Annotated in this window: 5 protein-coding genes and 1 tRNA gene; 2 read left to right on the forward strand and 4 right to left on the reverse strand. The window is 64.4% G+C overall.

The features are described 5' to 3' along the window. Positions 1 to 119: 119 nt before the first annotated feature. Positions 120 to 320 (forward strand): hypothetical protein, encoded by a 201-nt coding sequence (locus tag GX466_09335; protein ID NLH94398.1) that lies wholly within the window; start codon positions 120 to 122, stop codon positions 318 to 320. A 172-nt stretch (positions 321 to 492) separates the two neighbouring features. Continuing rightward, positions 493 to 569, forward strand: a tRNA-Met gene (locus tag GX466_09340). Between the two features lie 131 nt (positions 570 to 700). On the opposite strand, the gene GX466_09345 is transcribed toward GX466_09340, so the two are convergent. The 4 genes from GX466_09345 to GX466_09360 all read right to left on the reverse strand — a co-directional run. After that, positions 701 to 940, reverse strand: a complete 240-nt coding sequence (locus GX466_09345; protein ID NLH94399.1) for a hypothetical protein — start codon at positions 938 to 940, stop codon at positions 701 to 703. Between the two features lie 85 nt (positions 941 to 1025). Continuing rightward, the gene (locus GX466_09350) at positions 1026 to 1220 is read right to left on the reverse strand and encodes a hypothetical protein (GenBank protein NLH94400.1); all 195 of its coding nucleotides are present in this window, start codon (positions 1218 to 1220) and stop codon (positions 1026 to 1028) included. A 10-nt stretch (positions 1221 to 1230) separates the two neighbouring features. Continuing rightward, on the reverse strand, positions 1231 to 1857 hold the full coding sequence (locus tag GX466_09355; GenBank protein ID NLH94401.1) for a TIGR02594 family protein: 627 nt from the start codon (positions 1855 to 1857) through the stop codon (positions 1231 to 1233). Continuing rightward, positions 1857 to 1994: hypothetical protein (locus GX466_09360; GenBank protein ID NLH94402.1), on the reverse strand; the 138-nt coding region annotated here is incomplete at its 5' end. The genes GX466_09355 and GX466_09360, both read right to left, overlap by 1 nt.

Genomic DNA, 1994 nt, shown 5'->3' on the forward strand with positions numbered 1-1994 from the left:
AGGCCGAACTCGCCGCCGCCCAACAGCGGGAGGCGGCGCTGACGAAGGCGCTGGAAGCCTGTGTCGCATCGCTGGAGCACGTCGACACGGCAGAAGGCGTCTGCTGCTGCGGTGACAGTATGGACCGGCACTCTGACCCGATGAGTTGCGGGCATAGCCCGGTTGACATGGGCGACTATTACGCTGGCCAAGCATTGGAAAGCGCCCGCGCCGCCCTCGCACAAACCCCCACCGACCCCGGCGACGGCTGGACCTGGAACGAGCGTCTGGGCTGGATCGGCCCGGATGGCAAGCCTGCTGATCCGAGGAGGAGAGGGTGATGCGTGAAGCGTCATACTACGGCTGGACCATTTTCACCCGCACCCGCGACCAGTAAGGCCACCGCCTGCGAGGCTTCGGTGGACATTGACGGGACTCCGATGGTGGGGTATAAGGCGCGCATACGTCCGTCGCCTCTGGCGAAAGCTACGCTGCGGATTTCATTTGATCGGTGTCGGGGTGGAGCAGTTCGGTAGCTCGTCAGGCTCATAACCTGAAGGCCGCAGGTTCAAATCCTGCCCCCGCCACCAATCACTTCCCACACCCCGCGTCGATCAGGCCGACCAGTCGCGCCCCGGTCATCAACACCCGCTCGTCCTGCGTCTCAGCCAAGGCCGCCGCATGACTGGCGCGCGCCGCCCGCGTCCCGCTGCAAACGGCGTCAAGGCTTGTTGGGGTCGCGTTGACGCAAGCTGTCGCGAAGAACAGCGGGATCGTCACCCATAGCCGCATCAGCATCCTGCATCCTTTCCGTGGTTTTCTTGAAGCCCTTGAGGTCGCGCAAATCATCCTTCGCCTTGGCGTCGGCACGGCCCTTCACATAGACGCCAGCCGCGCCCAGCACGGCCAGCAGGGGCCGCCAGAGGCCGCCCAGGATCAGCTTCCAGATGAAGGCGATCATTCCTCGCCCTCCACCAGAAGCGCCATGACGGCGATGCCCATGAAGCCGCCGAGGAGAAAGCCTGCCGCGAACAGCGCGAGGCCGGTCATGTCGCGGTCCCCTGATCGATCATCCGGCCCAACCCCGCAGCGACGAGAAGCCCCAGGGTGATCCAGCTTTGGGTTGACGGCTCAAGCACGGCCTTTGCCTCGAGCGGGATGCTTTCCCAAAGGGCTGCGAAGGCGATGAATTGGACGCTCATCCATCTCCACGCCGATTTCCAGTTGCTCACGAGTTTCATGCCGTGCTCCTCAGTTGATGAACGAAAAGGCCCAAAGCCAGAAGTCGCGCCATGCCTGCGCGGCGTCGGCCCAGAGCGCCCAGATAGCCAGCGCGAGGCCACCGCCAGCCAAACCGCCAGCTGCGGCCTTCCCGGCCTCTTTCGCTGGCGAGGGCTGCGCGGCGGGCTTGGCGATCTGTGCGGGGCGTTTTGCGGGCTTGGCGGGCTTTGCCGTGGCCTTGGGCGGACGGCGAATTCCTAGAAGCGCGGCGGACTGATAGCCCTTGACGTTGACCGCGTTGGACTGGTTGCCGCCCAGAACGTCGATCCGCGCGCCCCGATCCTTGACGAAAAAGGCGACATGCCCCTGCCACGAGGAGTTGCCACGCTTGAAGATCACCACATCGCCGGGCTGGGCGTTCTTGCGATCAACTGGCGTTCCCCAGTCGAGATAGGATCGGGCATTGAGTGCGCCTGTGGACTTTACCCCGGCGCGGCGCAGCATGGCCCCGACAAAGGCAGCGCACCACGCCGTTTCGTCATTGGTGACGCCGGGGTTGCCGCTGTCCTTGAAGTAGGCGACGACCTTGGGGTTGTCGCCTTTGGCCCATTCCACCGTGCCGACTTCGGCCTTGGCCAGATCATATGCTGTGGTCATCACTTTCTCCTGTTCAGCGTGTCGCGGATCGCCGCCAGATGCGCCTTGCTGTCGGCTCCGTCGTGGCGCATGTCGGACAGCACCGGCCCAAGCGCCTTGAACATCTCATTGTTGTCCGCGAAGTGGGTGTTCTGCGC

It is taken from the genome of Candidatus Cloacimonadota bacterium (assembly GCA_012516855.1).
Taxonomy (GTDB): domain Bacteria; phylum Cloacimonadota; class Cloacimonadia; order Cloacimonadales; family Cloacimonadaceae; genus Syntrophosphaera.